The following is a 16,629-nucleotide window of genomic DNA, read 5'->3' as shown; positions in this document are numbered from 1 at the left end:
ACCACCTTCGACGAAGAGCCGTATATTTACAGTAGTATGTATGTTCCTTTTGGGCTACTTGCTCGATGATATCGAAGAAAATGCGCTGACAACGAAAGAAAAACATTGGGCATTGGTGTGGCATGATGAGTTTAATGGTACGGAAGTTGATCTGCAAAAATGGAGCTTTGAATACAACTGCTATGGTGGTGGTAATAATGAGCAGCAGTGCTATACCGATCGTAAAGAGAATGCATTTATAGCGGAAGGTTTATTACATATCGTTGCACGACAAGAACCATTTTCTGGCCCAGCTCATAAAGATGATCATCGTGACTATCTACGAACAGATCTATCTATCACTAAACCTTTTACTTCGGCGCGAATGCGAACCCTATATAAGGGTGATTGGCTTTACGGGCGTTTTGAAGTTAGAGCCAAGTTACCTAGTGGCCAAGGTTCGTGGGCTGCGGCTTGGATGTTACCTTCAGACTCGTGTTATGGCGAATGGTCTAGCTCTGGGGAGCTTGATATCGTTGAAGCTGTCAATTTGGGAACTTTACTTAATAAAGATACTGGAGCAAAAGAAACGCGGGTTCACGGTACGCTGCATTATGGGCAGTCTTGGCCAAATAATGTTTATAGCGGCTTTTCTTATCAACTCCCTAATAACCAAAGTCCTGCAGATAACTTCCATGTTTACGCGATAGAGTGGCAGCAAGATGAGATCCGTTGGTACGTAGATGGTGTTCACTATGCAACTCAAACCTCAAAGACTTGGTACAGCAAATATGTTGCTGGCAGTGATTTAATAGAAGCGAAAGACGGTGCGCCTTTTGATAAACGATTTCACTTGCTGTTAAATCTTGCTGTTGGTGGTGATTGGGCTGAAAATGTGAATGATAAAGGTATCGACAAGCGTGCTTTTCCACAAACGTTTCTTATTGATTATGTACGTGTTTATCAGTCGATAGCTAGCAATGATAGACAATAGTAGCGATAGAAAAATGATTGGCTTTTGTGTCTTTATCGATTTTCTTTTAAAAGCCTTTTATTAAATTCATCATTATCGCAATATCACTGAAGCTTATAATACTTAGTCGATTTTAAACAATGAATGAATAATTGGTTATTAATTTTAACGCTTAAGTAATGGCATAATTAGTTTATTCCTTTAGATAATCTATAGAGAGCTTGCATTTTGACTCAAACATTTAAGCAAGAATGGTTAGCTGCCATTGTCGATATATCCGTCGAAGCTGGTGATGCTATTATGGCCATTTATGGTCAAGATGACTTTGGTGTACAGACTAAGTCAGATGATAGTCCGGTAACAGCTGCTGATTTGGCAAGTCATGACGTTATCGTTAGACAATTACAACTGTTAACGCCAAATATCCCCATTTTGTCGGAAGAGTCTGTTGGGATCGCATGGAATGAGAGACGTGATTGGCATTGTTATTGGCTAATTGACCCTCTTGATGGCACAAAAGAGTTTATTAAACGCAATGGTGAATTTACCGTCAACATTGCTTTTGTCGTAAAAGATAAAGCTGTAGCTGGGGTAGTGTATGCACCAGTTTTAGATAAGTGTTTTTACGGTTCACAGGAGCTAGGGGCATGGGTACGTCAAGCCAATGTAGAAACTTCACTTAATGATATAGGCTTAACCAAAGGTGATGATGTCAGTGCTCTGAGCCCACGAATTGTAGGTAGTCGCTCTCATATAAGTCCTGGATTACAATCGTATTTGCAAGAAATAGGCGAACATGAGATGAAGAGTGTTGGCAGCTCGCTAAAGTTTTGCCTATTGGCTGAAGGTGAAGCGGATATCTACCCAAGACTGGGTCTTACCAGTGAATGGGATACAGCCGCTGCACAAGCTGTATTAGAAAGTGCTGGTGGCAAAGTAATACGTTATGACACTGGGGCTCGGTTAGACTATAACCAGAAAGAGGATATTTTGAATTCTTATTTTATTGCTTACGCGCCAAATTGGAAAATAGATAAACCCCATAATGTCAGCTAGAGCGTAAATGTTGCTAACCCCTACCATCTGTACATAACCCCGCTTAACGTATAGATTAGGTGTGACTTTTTATTAATTGTAAAATAGTACTGAAGGAGATGGCATGCTAAGGATTGGTGTTGATCTCGGAGGCACAAAAATTGAGGTGGTTGCACTTAATGGGCTCGGCGAAGAGCTTTATCGTAAGCGTGTACCGACACCAAGAGAATATATTGCGACTCTAGATGCGATAGAGGCGTTAGTCTTTGAAGCTGAATCCCTGCTCCAACAAAAAGCGACGGTAGGCGTTGGGATCCCTGGTGTTGTTTCGCCTTTTTCTGGCCTTGTTAAGAATGCTAATTCTACGTGGATTAATGGTCACCCTCTTGATATTGACCTAGGTAAACGTTTAGGACGAGAAGTTAGAGTCGCAAATGATGCCAATTGTTTTGCCATATCAGAGGCTATTGATGGTGCAGCTGCAGGAGAAGCTATTGTTTTTGGCGTGATCATTGGCACAGGCTGTGGCGCTGGATTATCGATAAATGGTCGAGTACATAATGGCAGAAATCGTATCGCAGGGGAGTGGGGGCATAACCCATTACCCTGGATGAGCGAAGACGAGTTTAATTCGACTGACTGCTTCTGTGGTAATAGAGATTGTATTGAAACCTTTATTTCCGGTACGGGTTTAGTTAGAGATTATAAGCTTGCTGGTGGGCATGCTGATTCCGGAATTGAAATAGCGTTAAAATTAGAGCAAGGTGAATTGCTAGCATGTCAAACATTTGAGCGTTATGTTGATAGGCTTGGACGTTCTTTAGCGCATGTTATAAATACGCTAGATCCTGATATTATCGTACTCGGCGGCGGTGTATCGAGTATTAATCAAATCTATCAGCTTTTGCCTAAAGTGTTACCTCAATACGTGTTAGGTGGGGAGTGCAGAACGCCCGTTGTGCAAAATATGTATGGCAGTTCATCGGGTGTGCGTGGCGCTGCATGGTTATGGAATAATAGCTAACCTTTATCAGTTACTCTCACGAGTTGAGCCTGAATAATTCATCGGATTACATGCTACACTTCCGATATATTTTTCTAGTAGGGTAAACGCTTGTATGTTTTGGGTAAAAAAGATTGTTTCACAGTTCTTTATGCCTGTACCGCTGTTATTGATTTTAATTGTTATTGCTTTTTTGATGATACGTAAGCGTAAGTTTTCAAAAGTCACCTTGGGACTTGCTGCATCTTTATTGATTTTATGCAGTAGCCATTGGGGAAGTAATGCATTAATCGCGCCTCTAGAAAACCAATACCCAGTTAATAATATGCCTATTGCAAAAGGCTGTTTAGTGATGGTGCTAGGTAGTGGTCATGATGATGACCCACACTTGACCGCAGTGCAGCAATTATCGAATACCGCACTTGCTAGACTCAGTGAAGGCATACGGCAGATGTCTTTAGGCCAAGATTGTAAGCTTGTTGTCAGTGGTTGGAGTGGTGCACATTCAACAAGAGCGCATGCTGATGTGATGTTTGATGCTGCGGTTGAGCTTGGAGTTAGTCCTGATTTAATCATTAGATTTCCGTTGGCTAAAGATACAATTGAAGAATCACAGTTTATGCGCTGGGAAGTTGCAGATGCACCCTTTAGGCTGGTTACATCTGCGAGTCATATGCCAAGATCAATGGCGATATTTAATAACTCAAACTTAAATGTGTCTGCCGCTCCTACCGATTTTGCCAAAAGAACAACAGCTTGGTGGCATTTTGATGCTCAAAGTTTATTAAACTCGCAGCGCGCCATACATGAGTATTTAGGGCTTTTATGGTTTAAGCTCAAATATGAAGGTCGAGCTGATAAAGAATCGGCAATTATTTCGAAGCTTGATAATGCGCAAGGGCTGTGAATCCTTAATAGTTGAATATATTAGCTTTCATTCTAGGTATGCCTTCAATTACAACATAGCCTCAGTGATTGCTTTAGAGATAAGTTAATAGGTACATAGAAATTGAAAGAGAAAGAAATTTTAATAGAACCTATCAGTAAGCGAAACGGTATTACACTAAGTGTTGTAGGAGTAATAGGTTTAATTGTTGGTATTGGTTTCTTTGTAGTTGGTAGCCAATTTTTTGCTCCGGGGATCCTTTGCTTTGCACTTGGAGCAATTTCTACGGTATTAGGTATTTCAAAGTTAGTTGAACCAGCTATAACAATTAGACTGACTGATAAGGGGATCACCCACTTTCATCGCCGTGGTGAGGTATTTATTGCTTGGAATAACATTCAGCGCTTTGATCAACCAAGAGTGACTCAAGGTTTAGAAACGATAGATTTGCCCTATATTGGTATTAAACTAAAAAGTTTGAGCCCTGTGTTAGAAGCTATTTCGCTCAGACTCGCAACAGGCTTACTTACTGAGCAGCGGCCATTATTAATGACTGCATCAACTCAAGAGGAGGACTTATCGACATTGGAGAACCAAATGAGCGAAGAGTTTACTCCTTTCATTGAAGGAAATGACCGTTTTAAAGGCGTGCTGGCTATGTTTGGTCATCGCTCTCGGTTACTGGATGCAAACTTAGGTTATCACTTATATATATCGACAGATTGTTTAGATAGACCTGCTGATGAGTTTATTAAACTACTTAGGGAATTGCAGCAACAAAGCCTATAATCGAGATAGAAGTCGCTGACGTGCTGAGTTTTCTGTTTTACCATCGCTTGAATTTAAGGCTACTAGAAAACCTTATAAAAAAGCTCAGTGTACATACACTGAGCTTTTTTATGTGTAATCCTATCTTTTATAAAACATCATTGTTTGCTGATGAATAACATTTTTATATTTAGCTAATACTCAGCTCTGCATCTTCAATATCGTCATTACTCTTTTGGTGATTGATGACTTTTTTATTATCTGTATTGGACGGTAAGAAATCGACGTTATCCCTAACACGCATACCTACAAATTGTCCGCCCTCAAAAATCTCCATCGACTGACAGTTAACCTCTCCATCGACTAAACCTGAGCCCGTTATATTGAGTTTTTCACAGGTGAGCTTACCTTTGAAAGTCCCCGAAACCCTGAGTTCAGAGCATTGAAGTTTACCTTCGATAAGACCACCTGGTTCGATAGTAATATTGTGACTTGAAAGGATGGTTCCTACGAGTTCACCAGCAATCATGGCTTCAGCCGTAAATTCGGTATCACCACTAAACTTGGTACTTGGCGCAATAAAGGTGAGTTCGCCACTTCTTTTTTTTCTAAACATTATGCTGCCGTTATTTGTCTAAGTTGCATAGATGTTACCTTGAATATGAGAAGAACAAAACCACTTAAATTTGGCGCTTTGACGTCATATTTTTGGCTCGCTGTTGCGAGTGGTGTATTGTTTAAAATTAGCTAAAGAGGGCATAAAGAAAGTGGGGTTTACAAAAGGAAAAAGCATATTGGATTGAATATGTTAGATAGCGCTAGTTTGGTTAGATAGTAATACTAAATAAACTCAAAACCTGTAATATTTGATTTGCCCTAACCTATAAATTTTAGGCTAAATTTATGCCTCTACATTTTTTAGAAGAATAGCGTTGGATGGGCAAGGTGCTACGCATGCGCCACAACCGGTACAGGCATCTTTATCTATATTAGGAAGTGGGGCTTTACCTATGGATAATGTAAAACTAATGGCACTTGTGTCGCATGCATCTTTACAGCTTTGACACCATATACCCTGATAAGCCATGCATTTTTCTTGAATATTTGCTGTTATTTGCCAAGGAACATTGTTTAGATCTTCAAATAACGGCTCTTTACATACATCAACACACTTTTGACAGAAGGTGCACTCATCGATAGAGAAATCGATTTGAGGAAAACCGCCATCTCCTTTGATGATGATCTGTGTTTCACAAGCTTCAATGCATTTATCACAGCGAGTACAAAGGTCGGTAAACTCGACAGAGCTCTTTACCCAAGGTAAGCGAATAGCGTCATTCTTGTTACGACTAAATAGTCGTCTTCGACTTTGATTGATGGTGCTCATCGACTTACTCTCTAAAGTAAAGCTCTAAGACGCTTTGCTTTTTTCGCATAGCGTCTAGATGCTTATATCTGATAAAAACATGCAGGCTATTAAGCTTTATAGCCGTTAGGATTGCTCGATTGCCAATGCCAGCTACTTTGTGCCATATCATCAATAGCGTGACTCGCTTGCCAGCCAAGCTCTTGCTGAGCTTTGTTTGGATTGGCATAACAGGCTGCAATATCTCCAGGTCGTCTATCCACTAGTTGATACTTTATTTGAGTTCCGCTAGCTTTCTCAAACGCTGTGACCATTTCTAATACGCTATAACCTTGACCAGTGCCTAAATTGTATGTGACTAAGCCGCATTGAGTCTGAAGCTTATCCAGTGCTCTTAAATGACCCACTGCTAAGTCGACCACATGGATATAATCTCTAACGCCGGTGCCATCAACGGTATCATAATCACTGCCAAATACACTTAACTGCTCCCTCTTACCAACAGCTACTTGAGTAATAAAAGGCATCAGGTTATTTGGGATGTCATTAGGGTCTTCGCCGATTAAGCCACTGTGGTGCGCGCCAACTGGGTTAAAGTAACGAAGACATGCGATATTCCAACTATTATCTGAGTGATAAAGGTCGCTAAGAATATGCTCCACCATTAACTTTGATTGACCGTAAGGGTTGGTTGCACCGGTTGGGAAATCTTCAGTAATTGGCAAGCTTGCAGGGTCGCCATATACGGTTGCAGATGAGCTGAACACTAAGTTTTTGACATTAAACTCAGCCATCACTTCACATAGTACAATTGTACCTGTGACATTGTTTTCGTAATAACGTAGTGGTTGTTCGACAGATTCACCAACAGCTTTTAACCCTGCAAAGTGAATGACAGATTTAATATCGTGATCGTTAAACAGCTTTTGTAAAAAAGCACGATTAAGAATGTCACCTTGATAGAAGGTCACTGTTTTACCAGTGATTTGTTCTACGCGTTGAAGTGCCGCTACACATGAATTACTGAGGTTGTCGAGAATGACAACATCGTTACCTGTATTAAGTAGCTCTACTACTGTGTGGCTACCAATGTAGCCTGCGCCGCCAGTTACCAATATGGTCATTTAAACTTCCTATAAGCTATTCAGTGTTTAAAAGGGATTTAGTTAAGTGTCTTAACAATGGCTTTTAAATACTCTGCGAATTCGTTACCAATTTCACTGTGACGAAGAGCATGTTCTACATTCGCTTGCATATAACCTAGTTTATTGCCGCAATCGTGACTCTTACCTTGCATGTAATAAGCGTTAACCGTTTGGTTTTCCATTAGCATGGCAATCGCATCAGTTAGCTGAATTTCATCTCCTGCTCCCGCAGGTGTTCTTGCTAAGTAGCCCCAAATCTCCGCTGGGAGTACATAACGACCTACAACAGCTAAGTTAGACGGTGCATCTTCAACTTTTGGTTTTTCTACTAGCTGAGTTAACGGCATAGAACCGCCTGGTTGAAGCTCTTCGCCATTGATATCAGCAATACCATATTGGTTAACCATTTCATGAGGAACGCCTTCAACCATAATCTGGCCGACTTCAGTTTCATCATACAGTTTAACCATATCGGCTAAGTTGTCCTTGGTTAGATCACTTGCAGCGCAATCGATAAGAACATCAGGTAAAAGCACGGCAAATGGGGCGTCACCAATAATGCTCTTTGCACATAAAATAGCATGCCCTAAGCCTTTGGCTTGCGATTGACGGACGCTAATAATGGTCACATCTTCAGGGCAAATAGCTTGAACTTCAGCAAGAAGTTGACGTTTTACACGGCGCTCAAGTTGCGTTTCTAGCTCGAAGCTAGTATCGAAATGATTTTCTACCGAGTTTTTACTTGCGTGAGTGACTAAAACAATCTCTTTTATCCCTGCTGCAATCGCTTCTTTTACAACATATTGAATAAGCGGCTTGTCCATAACTGGCAGCATCTCTTTTGGGATAGCTTTGGTTGCAGGAAGCATGCGTGTTCCTAAACCTGCTACTGGGATAACTGCTTTGCGAATTTTATGTTGTTTCATTCTAGTCCTATTCGTTCCTAATCGAGGAGTCGGCAAATAACACTATATTCTATACCGAAAACGTGTTGCGATGGAGAAGATTTAATTAAACTGCAGGTGGAGTTGACATTATTTGAGTTTAATGTTGATTATTTATACATTTCATAGCGTAAGTTATTTTTTGATTATTGTTAATATCAAAGATCATATACTAACCTTGTAAGCTTAAGATTGAGTTTTAAAGTCACTTTGCTGAGAAGATAAAAGTTTAAGATTTAGGTTCTCGAATAGACACATTATCCTTACTGTACTTGTTAATTTCACCTCCAACTGCTCTTTGTTGTAAACCTTTCAATACGTCATTTAACGCCTGTTTTGCTGAGATTTTTAACCTTAAGGTTTTACTCTGTACTTTTTTCATTACACTTTTTATCTGCTGGGGCCTAAATTATAAACTGTGATCAGCTTAACAATTTTGGGTGCTTGGTTAACTATGGAGACAGAACTTAATCCCCATATTTAGGATGATTGTTGGGAACTATGAATAAACAACAAAATTACATAGCACACATACCTGATACCAATGGGTGTATTGATTACCCACAAACTGAAAATGATATTTGGTCGGAGCTATATGCTAGACAATTAGTCAACTTACCGGGGCGAGCATGCCCTGAATATTTACATGGTTTAGATAAACTAGGCTTACCTACCAGTAGGATCCCGCAGTTACCTGAGATCGATGAGGTGTTGCTGCAAACGACTGGTTGGAAAACTGCAGCTGTTCCGGCATTAATTTCTTTTGGTAAGTTTTTCGAGTTACTGGCCAATAAATCATTTCCAGTAGCAACCTTTATTAGAAGCCGTGAAGAGTTTGATTATTTACAAGAGCCTGATATTTTTCATGAAGTCTTTGGCCATTGCCCCTTATTAACAAATCCCTCTTTTGCACACTTCTCCCATTTGTACGGCCAGCTAGGTTTAGCTGCGACGAAAGAGCAACGCGTATTTTTGGCAAGGCTTTACTGGTTCACCGTTGAGTTTGGTGTATTACGTACCAAGCAGAATGAACTCAGTATTTATGGCGGTGGTATTTTAAGCTCACCAGGTGAAACCTTGTACGTGATGGGGGATGAACCGGAAATTAGACCTTTTGATTTGGTTGACGTGCTAAGAACCCCTTATCGCATAGACATTATGCAGCCAATCTATTACGCCATCGACAATATAGGCCAATTGGATGAGATTGCCGAAATGGACATTATGGCTGCGGTTAATAAAGCACAGCAGCTAGGGTTATTTGAAGCCGCATTTCCCGCTAAAGCGAGTTAATAAGTATCAAAATAGGTTGGTAGTAATTTAAAACTCGTTGATTTAAAGAATTAATACAAACGTTAAGTTAAGGAACGAAACATGACTGAGTTAGCGCAAATGAAATGCGAAGCTTGCCAAGCAGATGCTCCAAAAGTGAGTGATGAAGAGCTGGCACAATTAGTAAAAATGATCCCTGATTGGGGCGTTGAAGTGCGTGATGGCATTATGCAGTTAGAAAGAGTGTATAAGTTTAAGAACTTTAAGTTAGCTATGGCGTTCACTAATAAACTGGCTGAGCTAGCAGAAGCTGACTTTCATCATCCTGGTATTCTGACTGAATGGGGAAAGGTCACCGTAACTTGGTGGTCTCATTCGATAAAAGGGCTACATAAGAATGATTTTATTATGGCGGCTAAAACAGATACGCTTTATCAATAACCGCTAGTTTTGTGCTTTTTCTTATATCAAGAACAGCATTGGAGTTGCTTCGTCCTATGACTTCCTAGCAGATTCAACTGCTAAATTTAAGCGTGTTGGCGAGAGCAACACGCTTTTATTTTCTTTATGTTACAAATCCCCTGTAAACAACCCTTGCCACAACTAAAATAAACTTCTAACGTATAGGCAAATTACAGACCTACCGTTTACGCTCACGTATATTCAATGAGGCAAACTGTTTTCTGTTGATTGTTTTATCCCAATAACGAGTATCTAAAAAAGGGAACTGCAATAGTATGCGCTTGGAAGTCAGCTGTTTAGACCGTGTCGGTTTAGCTAAAGATATCTTATTGATTATGGAAGGCTATGGAATTAATTTGTTTGCTATTGATGCAAGTAACCAGGGCTTTTTATATTTACAATTTGCAGAGGTGAGTTTCGATACCTTGAGCGAATTATTGCCACTTATCCGTAAAGTAGAAGGGGTCCATGATGTACGTACGGTCTCGTTTATGCCCTCAGAGCAGGAACATTATGCTTTAAAAACTCTTCTAAAGACCTTACCTGACTCTGTGTTTTCACTTGATGTAAAAGGACGAGTTCGTATTGTCAATGAATCGGCTTTGCACACTGTAGGTATGAGTGAACATGAGATTATTGATGAATCGATAAACCATTGGGTGCAGGGGTTTAACTTTAGTCGTTGGCTTAGTGAATCCACTGTGCTTGCACAAGCGACGCGAGTTAATATCGGTGAAAATGAGTATTTAGCTGAAATGCTGCCTATTTACTTACCTGATAGTGGCAGTGATACCCCTATCTTGGCCGGGGCTGTGGTTTCGCTTAAGTCTCCTGCTCGTTTAGGCAAACAGTTTAATGCATTGCAAAACCAGTCTAGTGGTTTTGAAAATGTATTAGCGACCAGCGATAAGATGAAAGGTGTATTGGTTCAAGCCCGTAGAATGGCGCAGTTAGATGCGCCGTTATTGATTACAGGCGAAACAGGCACAGGGAAAGAGCTGATGTCTCGCGCGTGCCATGATGCCAGCATGAGACGAGAGCAACCTTTTATTGCCATTAATTGTGCTGCTATGCCTGATAGCGCCGCAGAGGAAGAGCTATTTGGCTTTGTTAATAATGGCAATGTAATTAAACGTGGCTTTATTGAAGAAGCCAAAGGCGGCACGATATTTCTTGATGAAGTGGCAGAGATGTCGAAATCGGCCCAAGTTAAATTGTTGCGCTTTTTGCAAGATGGCACATTTAGGCGAGTCGGTGGCGATGAGGAGATCCGCAGCGATGTGCGTATTATCTGCTCAACCCAGAAAAACTTGGCGGAATTGTGTCAAAGCGGTGAATTTAGAGAAGATCTCTATTATCGCATCCATGTACTGAGCTTCCATGTTCCGTCACTGCGCGATCGGAAAGTCGACATTATTCCGTTAACTGAAATGTTTTTAGAGCATTATAGTCAGCAATTATCTATTCCAATTCGTCGTATTTCAGGTGAGTGTCGCGAGCACTTATTAGGTTACGCATGGCCTGGCAACGTACGTCAGCTTAAAAACGCTATTTTTAGAGCTGTTTCTATGTGGGACGGCAGTGCAGAACTCACGGTTGAACAATTAAAGCTGCCTTCTTATGCCGAAGGTTTTGGTTATTTTGATCACCAGTTTGAAGGCAGTCTTGAGCAAGCGATGAAGCAGTTTGAGTCGAGCCTACTACGCCGACTCTATCCTGCTTATCCAAGTACAAGGCAGTTAGCTAAAAAGCTAGGCGTGTCCCATACCGCGATTGCCAACAAACTGCGCGAATATAAGATTAGTAAGCAAAAAGACGTGTAAAACTAGCTTGCCGCTTGTTGCTGCATTGGTAGCCAAGTTTAAACAGGAAACAGCATGAATTAGGCAGATAGACGATTTTGTAATCTTTTGTTTACAAAATCGTTGGCTTTTCGATTAAATGCGATTTATCTCACACTATTTCACATCTAACGTACTGATGTCATTCTAAGGGCAATTTAGGGTGAGATGTATGTACTTGCTGTCATAGTAAAACAACATGAATATAAAAGTGATAGCTAGGCCACAAACGATTTAGGAGTCAGTATGAAGTTAGCAAGTTATGATAATGGTCGTCGTGACGGCCAATTAATGTTGGTAAGCAAAGACTTAACTAAAGCAGTTGCTGTTCCTGCTATTGCTCATACTATGCAGCAGCTTATTGATGCATGGGATCTACTTAACCCACAATTAGTGGAGTTGTACGACGCACTAAACAAAGGATTGATGGATAACGCCATTGATTTTGATGAAGCGAAATGCCTATCGCCGTTACCTAGAGCTTATCAGTGGGCAGATGGCAGTGCGTATGTGAATCATGTGGAGCTTGTGCGTAAGGCTCGTGGTGCTGAAATGCCGGAAACATTCTGGACCGATCCATTAGTATATCAAGGCGGCTCAGATTGCTTTATCGCACCCAAAGCAGATATCCCGCTAGCAAGTGAAGAGTGGGGCATTGATTTCGAGTCTGAAATAGCTGTGATAACTGATGATGTGCCAATGGGTGTTACTGCAGATAATGCAGAGAAACACATTAAACTACTGATGCTAGTAAACGATGTATCACTGCGTAATTTAATCCCGGGTGAACTGGCGAAAGGATTTGGCTTTTTCCAAGCTAAACCATCAAGCAGCTTTTCACCTGTTGCGGTAACGCCAGATGAGCTTAACGATAAATGGCAAGACTCTAAGGTACATTTGCCATTAATTACTCATTTAAACCGAGAGTTGTTCGGTCGTCCAAATGCTGGCGTTGATATGACATTTAACTTCAGTCAATTAGTGTCACACGTTGCTAAAACTCGCCCACTTGGTGCTGGCGCGATCATTGGCTCTGGTACTATCTCAAATTATGATCGTAGTGCTGGTTCGAGCTGTCTTGCTGAAACACGTATGCTTGAGACTATTGCGGATGGTAAGCCATCTACATCATTTATGCGTTTTGGTGACCGTGTACATATTGAAATGCTTGATGATGATAATAACAGTATCTTTGGTTCGATTGACCAACAAGTTGTTGAATACAAAGTGTAGCTCATTGCTGTTTATTGATTAACATAAAAGGCTAATCCTAATGGGTTGGCCTTTTTATTAGGTTTACTGCAATGTCAGAGAGTATGGCAACAGTTGTGGTGTAAAAGGGAATATTAAGATGGAAACAACCAAGCTTAAGTTATACGGGTATTGGCGTTCAAGCGCTGCTTATCGTGTACGTATTGCAATGAACTTAAAGTCGTTGGATGCCGAGCATATATCTGTTCATTTAGTTAAAGACGGTGGCGAGCAACATAGCCAAGGATATGCCAGCCTTAACGCTCAAGAGCTGGTACCTAGTTTAGTCATTGAACAGGCAGAACAAGAGCTAGTATTGACTCAGTCTTTGGCTATTTTAGAGTATTTAGATGAAGCTTATCCTCAAGCATCATTGTTACCGGCCAAATTGTTTGATAAGGCAATTGTTCGGGCGATGGCTATGCTAATAGCGTGTGAAGTTCACCCTTTAAATAACTTAAAAGTGCTGCAGTATTTAGCTGGTGAACTAAACGTAGATAATCACAGCAAGCAAGCTTGGTATCATCATTGGTTAAAAGAAGGGTTTAGTGCGCTAGAAAAGCAGCTAGAGCAATATAGTGGCACTTTTTGTTTCGGTGATAGCCCAACCCTTGCTGATATCTGTTTAGTGCCTCAGGTGTACAATGCTAAGCGATTTGAGTTAGATATGAGTCCATATCCGAATATAGAGCGTGTGAATGCTCATTGCTTAACTTTACCGGCATTTATCAATGCGGTTCCTGAGAATCAAGCCGACGCTATTTAAGCAATACTCTCTGTTAGCTCAATAGCGTTTTATCTGTTTGGACTAAAATCGGTTCAAGACTTAAAGTTGACTAACGGTTTTGCATGAGAAACTCAACAAATGCTCTATCAGCTTGACTGATAGGGCGTTGTTTTTTCCAAGCAATATGTAAGTCTAAATAAATAGGTGGTTCGAAAGGTTTTGCGCAAATATTGTCGTGCTTCTCGATCACCATCTCCAATACACTAGTGATGCCGTACTCTTGGGAAACAACTTGCTTAATCAAATTTATTAGGTTGGTCTCAAATGCTATTTTTGCCGTTAATCCTAACTTCTCAGCTTGTTTCAACATCCAGTCTCGATGGAAGTACCCTTGTTTAAACAACACTAACTCATGTTCGAAGAATGCCTCTAATGATACGCTGGTACATTTCGCTAGTGGATGGTGTTTACCGACAGCAACGACCATTTGTTCTTTTAGCAATAAGTGACTGTCAAACTCATCGGTTAGATCTTTGGCGGTAATGATTGCAATATCGACTTCTTCTTGCAGCAGCATGCGCAAAGTGTCTCGTGTCCCCCCCTCGAAAAGTGATAATTTCAGATCAGGGTACTTATGACGAAAGGCCATTAATCGACTTGGTAAATAGAAAGAGCCTAGCATACCTGGCACGGCAAGCCTGACCTCTCCTTTGGTCAGATTAGCCATTGCCTTTATATGCGCTTCAGCTTGAGCCATTTTTTTGATAATCAATTTGGCGTGTTGATGTAGAGCTTCCCCTTCGGCGGTAAGTGAAAGTGATTTACTACTTTTGTTTGGTCCTCTATCAACCAGAATAACGCCAAGTTCTAGTTCCAATCGTTTAATGCTTTGGCTCAATGCTGGCTGGGCCATATTGAGTAGTTCTGCGGCCTTGGTAAAACTACCAGCCGTGACCAATGCATCGAAGTATTTTAATTGTTTAATATCCATACCGAACTCTATTTATAGTGACCATGTTGCTACGAGGTGAGGGCGCTGTAATCTATACAAACTGAATATATTAATGATTCTACTTCACAATGATGTATAACAAAAATCAATAACTTTTGTATATTTTAGTTGTTATTGTTATTTGATGGCTATTGGTATGCTAGATGCTAATAAAATATTTCGAGTTTTCCAGCAATGAATACCCTAACTAAAACAGGGAAAGATGTTACTGAGATCCGGCTTATAATGGGCTTATCTCTGGCTTCAATGGTTATCTTTATCAATTTGTATCTGGTTCAAGGTATGTTGCCACTAATTGCCGATTCTTTTGCAGTTTCAAAAAGTCATGCAACATTATTGCTGTCAGTAACCAGCTTTACCATGGCATTTTCGTTGCTTTTTTTCGCTGTACTATCTGATCGTGTTGGCCGTAAAAAACCTATTATTGTCAGTTTATACCTATTAGTTATTCTCGATTGTTGTGCAATTTTTATAACGGAGTTTAACCAGTTAATCTTACTTAGAATGCTGCAAGGAGTATTGCTTGCATCTGTACCCGCTATGGCGATGGCTTATTTTAAAGATGAACTTGGCAATAAGGCGTTATTGAAAGCTGGCGCAATATACATTGCAGCCAATAGTGTTGGCGGAATTGTCGGGCGCTTGTTAGGCGGCTCAATGTCGCAGTATTTAGATTGGCAACAAGCGATGGTGTTATTAACTGTAGTGTCATTGGTTGGAGTGTTAACGGTAACTTATTTATTGCCAAAGAATCATTTTGTTAAACCTGAGATTGAGTTGGGTAAATGGCCTCTTAAGAAATCAGATTTCAGAGGGTTCTGTTACCATCTTGCAGATCCTAAGTTGCGACTTATATACCTCGTTGGTGGACTGGCCTTCATGGTGATGGTAAATCAGTTTAGCTATATACAGCTGCATTTGATGGATAACCCCTTTAACTTAGGCCGCTTTGAAGTGACGCTTATTTTCCTTTGTTACTTAAGTGGTACCTATGCCTCTTATCGTTCAGCTAAATGGGTTGCGGATTTAGGTTTAAAGCGAGTCTTTATATATTCGGTGTTAGCTTTGTTTTTAGGTACTTTACTTACGTTAGCCGATAACTTTACTGCAATCTTTATTGGGTTCTTAATATCTGCCTTTGGGTTTTTTCTTGTTCATAGTAGCTGTAATGCTTGGGTTGCCTACCGCGCAAAAGAACATCGAGCAAAAGCGACTGCTTTGTATTTATGTAGTTATTACTTAGGGGCGGCAATAGGTGGGCCTTACTTATTGCCATTCTGGAATTCATGGGGATGGCAAGGCGTAGTGTTGGGCTCTGTCATTGCGCTAACTATACTTGCATTAGTGGTATTAAAGTTGGTGCACTCTAAATCTCAATCAGGTCAATTAGTTCTAGAGTCTTAACGGGGAGAACTCATATTAGAGAACAGACCCTTTCTAAAGGTTTTTGTGCACTTAACCTGCATAAGGCAATAGATTTAGTCGTTTTTTGTAAGTTGAGAGTCGGGCGCAATCCCTTAGTTTTGGACCTGTATATCGGGTTGTTGTGAGTTGTTTACTCGTTCTACTTATTCGGATTGATAAGTTGCATAACGTGGTCACTTGGGAGTAACTCAAGTTGGCCATGTTCATCAAAGTACCAACCTGTGATAAAACCTTTCTGGCGCATTTTTACCAAGTTTTGCATTACGGATTTTGCTTCGACAAGTGCAGTCTCTTGATCATACTGGTAGGTAAGTTTTAAGTAGGCTGTAATGCTTGCTAATGAAGCTGATTGACTGACATCTGCCATGAAATTTACTCAGCTATAAGTGATTATAAAAGAATAGTAGAGAACAGTGTTGAGTGACAAAGATCCGCAAAATTAAATTGTGCTTAAAATCTAGATAAATCGTGATGAAGCTATATCTATATGGATTGAATAGGTACAAAAGGGGGGGGAAACAAAAGAATGGTGGTCGATAC

The 16,629-nt window shown here is 40.5% G+C and carries 17 protein-coding genes; 11 read left to right on the top strand and 6 right to left on the bottom strand.

Going from position 1 to position 16,629, the window contains the following annotated elements:
- From AB4298_RS17150 to AB4298_RS17130, 5 genes are all read left to right on the top strand, one after another.
- The coding region (locus tag AB4298_RS17150) for a glycoside hydrolase family 16 protein (RefSeq protein ID WP_371987644.1) at positions 1-973 on the top strand (973 nt) is incomplete at its 5' end.
- Positions 974-1,180: 207 nt separating this feature from the next.
- Positions 1,181-2,008, top strand: a complete 828-nt coding sequence (cysQ, locus tag AB4298_RS17145) for a 3'(2'),5'-bisphosphate nucleotidase CysQ (protein WP_371987643.1) — start codon at positions 1,181-1,183, stop codon at positions 2,006-2,008.
- Positions 2,009-2,111: 103 nt separating this feature from the next.
- Positions 2,112-3,011 (top strand): fructokinase, encoded by a 900-nt coding sequence (gene mak, locus AB4298_RS17140; RefSeq protein WP_371987641.1) that lies wholly within the window; start codon positions 2,112-2,114, stop codon positions 3,009-3,011.
- Positions 3,012-3,105: 94 nt separating this feature from the next.
- A complete protein-coding gene (locus tag AB4298_RS17135; RefSeq protein ID WP_371987639.1) occupies positions 3,106-3,897 on the top strand; it encodes a YdcF family protein in 792 nt (263 codons plus the stop codon).
- A gap of 102 nt (positions 3,898-3,999) precedes the next feature.
- Positions 4,000-4,665: a DUF2982 domain-containing protein gene (locus AB4298_RS17130; RefSeq protein ID WP_248997807.1), complete on the top strand. Its 666-nt coding sequence runs from the start codon at positions 4,000-4,002 to the stop codon at positions 4,663-4,665.
- A 169-nt stretch (positions 4,666-4,834) separates the two neighbouring features.
- On the opposite strand, the gene AB4298_RS17125 is transcribed toward AB4298_RS17130, so the two are convergent.
- The 4 genes from AB4298_RS17125 to galU all read right to left on the bottom strand — a co-directional run bounded on the left by AB4298_RS17125 (position 4,835) and on the right by galU (position 8,081).
- Positions 4,835-5,260, bottom strand: a complete 426-nt coding sequence (locus AB4298_RS17125; protein ID WP_248997806.1) for a bactofilin family protein — start codon at positions 5,258-5,260, stop codon at positions 4,835-4,837.
- Positions 5,261-5,545: 285 nt separating this feature from the next.
- The gene (gene napF / locus AB4298_RS17120) at positions 5,546-6,031 is read right to left on the bottom strand and encodes a ferredoxin-type protein NapF (RefSeq protein ID WP_371987638.1); all 486 of its coding nucleotides are present in this window, start codon (positions 6,029-6,031) and stop codon (positions 5,546-5,548) included.
- An 89-nt stretch (positions 6,032-6,120) separates the two neighbouring features.
- Positions 6,121-7,134: a UDP-glucose 4-epimerase GalE gene (gene galE / locus AB4298_RS17115; RefSeq protein WP_371987637.1), complete on the bottom strand. Its 1,014-nt coding sequence runs from the start codon at positions 7,132-7,134 to the stop codon at positions 6,121-6,123.
- A 38-nt stretch (positions 7,135-7,172) separates the two neighbouring features.
- The gene (galU, locus tag AB4298_RS17110; RefSeq protein WP_248997803.1) at positions 7,173-8,081 is read right to left on the bottom strand and encodes a UTP--glucose-1-phosphate uridylyltransferase GalU; all 909 of its coding nucleotides are present in this window, start codon (positions 8,079-8,081) and stop codon (positions 7,173-7,175) included.
- A gap of 519 nt (positions 8,082-8,600) precedes the next feature.
- Between galU and phhA the strand changes: the two genes are divergently transcribed.
- The 5 genes from phhA (at position 8,601) to maiA (ending at position 13,691) form a co-directional block, all read left to right on the top strand.
- Positions 8,601-9,392: a phenylalanine 4-monooxygenase gene (phhA, locus tag AB4298_RS17105; RefSeq protein WP_371987636.1), complete on the top strand. Its 792-nt coding sequence runs from the start codon at positions 8,601-8,603 to the stop codon at positions 9,390-9,392.
- A gap of 81 nt (positions 9,393-9,473) precedes the next feature.
- Complete coding sequence (locus AB4298_RS17100; RefSeq protein WP_248997801.1) at positions 9,474-9,812, top strand: 4a-hydroxytetrahydrobiopterin dehydratase; 339 nt, start codon at positions 9,474-9,476, stop codon at positions 9,810-9,812.
- 296 nt (positions 9,813-10,108) lie between these two features.
- Positions 10,109-11,656 (top strand): transcriptional regulator TyrR, encoded by a 1,548-nt coding sequence (tyrR, locus tag AB4298_RS17095; protein ID WP_248997800.1) that lies wholly within the window; start codon positions 10,109-10,111, stop codon positions 11,654-11,656.
- Positions 11,657-11,920: 264 nt separating this feature from the next.
- Positions 11,921-12,907 carry a fumarylacetoacetate hydrolase family protein gene (locus tag AB4298_RS17090; protein WP_371987634.1) on the top strand — a complete coding sequence of 329 codons (987 nt, stop codon included), beginning with the start codon at positions 11,921-11,923 and terminating at the stop codon, positions 12,905-12,907.
- Between the two features lie 118 nt (positions 12,908-13,025).
- The gene (maiA, locus tag AB4298_RS17085) at positions 13,026-13,691 is read left to right on the top strand and encodes a maleylacetoacetate isomerase (RefSeq protein WP_371987633.1); all 666 of its coding nucleotides are present in this window, start codon (positions 13,026-13,028) and stop codon (positions 13,689-13,691) included.
- A 70-nt stretch (positions 13,692-13,761) separates the two neighbouring features.
- On the opposite strand, the gene AB4298_RS17080 is transcribed toward maiA, so the two are convergent.
- Positions 13,762-14,643 carry a LysR family transcriptional regulator gene (locus tag AB4298_RS17080; RefSeq protein ID WP_248997797.1) on the bottom strand — a complete coding sequence of 294 codons (882 nt, stop codon included), beginning with the start codon at positions 14,641-14,643 and terminating at the stop codon, positions 13,762-13,764.
- A 195-nt stretch (positions 14,644-14,838) separates the two neighbouring features.
- Between AB4298_RS17080 and AB4298_RS17075 the strand changes: the two genes are divergently transcribed.
- The gene (locus AB4298_RS17075; protein WP_248997796.1) at positions 14,839-16,068 is read left to right on the top strand and encodes an MFS transporter; all 1,230 of its coding nucleotides are present in this window, start codon (positions 14,839-14,841) and stop codon (positions 16,066-16,068) included.
- A 160-nt stretch (positions 16,069-16,228) separates the two neighbouring features.
- On the opposite strand, the gene AB4298_RS17070 is transcribed toward AB4298_RS17075, so the two are convergent.
- Positions 16,229-16,456, bottom strand: coding sequence for a hypothetical protein (locus AB4298_RS17070; RefSeq protein ID WP_248997795.1), 228 nt, complete (start codon positions 16,454-16,456; stop codon positions 16,229-16,231).
- Positions 16,457-16,629 lie beyond the last annotated feature (173 nt).

The sequence above is a fragment of the Shewanella sp. 10N.261.52.F9 genome, assembly GCF_041471165.1.
Taxonomy (GTDB): Bacteria; Pseudomonadota; Gammaproteobacteria; order Enterobacterales; family Shewanellaceae; genus Shewanella; species Shewanella marinintestina.
The sequence above is the reverse complement of the archived record's forward strand: the minus strand, read 5'-3'. Positions and strand labels throughout refer to the sequence as shown.